Raw genomic sequence first — 1,148 nt, forward strand, 5'->3', positions numbered from 1 at the left:
TTCTTATCCTTTATTTTGTTGCACTAATCTATCCCAAAGAAAATAACTTATTTTATTCCAAATATATAACTTTCAAATCAAACCCAAACCTAAATCATTTTCGCCATAAATTTATTTTAGAAAACAAACAACTTATAAATTCTAAAAAAGAGGTATTTAATATGGGCTTTTTTGAATACTTAATTAATCCTTCTAAAAGAGTAAAAAAAATATTAAAACCACGTAATCCTGATGACGATATTACTTTTTTAGTACAAGAAAAAATTGAAGAAATTAAAAATCAAAAAAAATTACCAATTAAGTAAAAAAATCAAATTAGTAACTCATAATACTGTTTTTATTAATTTTTTTATTTTATGATGTGTTTTTGTATTTGGTGGCTTATCTGCTTATCTTTTTTTCAAAACCGAATCTAATATTTATAAATATTTAGAATTTATTAAATCTTTAAAATTAAAAATTTATATTATTGATATCTCTGCATTTTGTCAACTTGCTATTGATGATTTATTAAAAGTAAATAATATAGATGCTAAAATAAAACTTTATTTTGGTATCTTAATGGTGCCCTGGGGTTTGATTTTTAGCAATTTCATCATTTCTTGTAGGCATTGGGCTTTATCTTTTCAATCCTTTATGAAAATTTGGGATTTCATTATTTGCTTTAGTTTCAGGTTTTATTTTTATAGGTTTTGCCCCTACTCTCTTGGAATTAAATAATGATCCTTTTTTAAAATCTTTGTCTTTGGTTTTGATAATAATCCCTATTATAGCAACTTCCTTAATTGTTGCTTTTGCCACTTATTTATATAATATTAAAAAAACTCAATTTAGTCCTCAATTTCGTTTGCAAACCAAAATCCTTTTTATGATTTCTTTTTTTTGGTACAATATTATTAGCTTTATTTGGTTTGGGTATCAATTTATAAAATCCATGGACTATTTTTGCTTCTTTATTGTGGTCTTTTTTTAATTTAATTATAGGTATTTTAATGTGGACTATTACTTTAGAAAATCTCGATCGTTTTGTAAAAGAACAAATTCCTAAAAAATATGAATGGTTTATTATATGTCTTTTGTTTGGTAGTTTTTTCAAATTTTTCTTTCTGTTTTTAAAATTTTAACATGCTTTGCATTGTTATTTAAAG

The 1,148-nt window shown here is 23.1% G+C and carries 2 protein-coding genes; one reads left to right on the top strand and one right to left on the bottom strand.

The window, feature by feature from the left end; all coding sequences use genetic code 11:
• On the top strand, window positions 1–305 hold a 305-nt coding region (locus OL66_RS04225), incomplete at its 5' end, for a hypothetical protein (protein ID WP_034172067.1).
• A 313-nt stretch (window positions 306–618) separates the two neighbouring features.
• On the opposite strand, the gene OL66_RS00715 is transcribed toward OL66_RS04225, so the two are convergent.
• Window positions 619–801 (bottom strand): hypothetical protein, encoded by a 183-nt coding sequence (locus tag OL66_RS00715; protein ID WP_034172068.1) that lies wholly within the window; start codon window positions 799–801, stop codon window positions 619–621.
• Between the last annotated feature and the right edge of the window lie 347 nt (window positions 802–1,148).

Origin of the sequence: Chrysanthemum yellows phytoplasma, from assembly GCF_000803325.1 — a bacterium.
Taxonomy (GTDB): Bacteria; Bacillota_I; Bacilli_A; order Acholeplasmatales; family Acholeplasmataceae; genus Phytoplasma; species Phytoplasma asteris.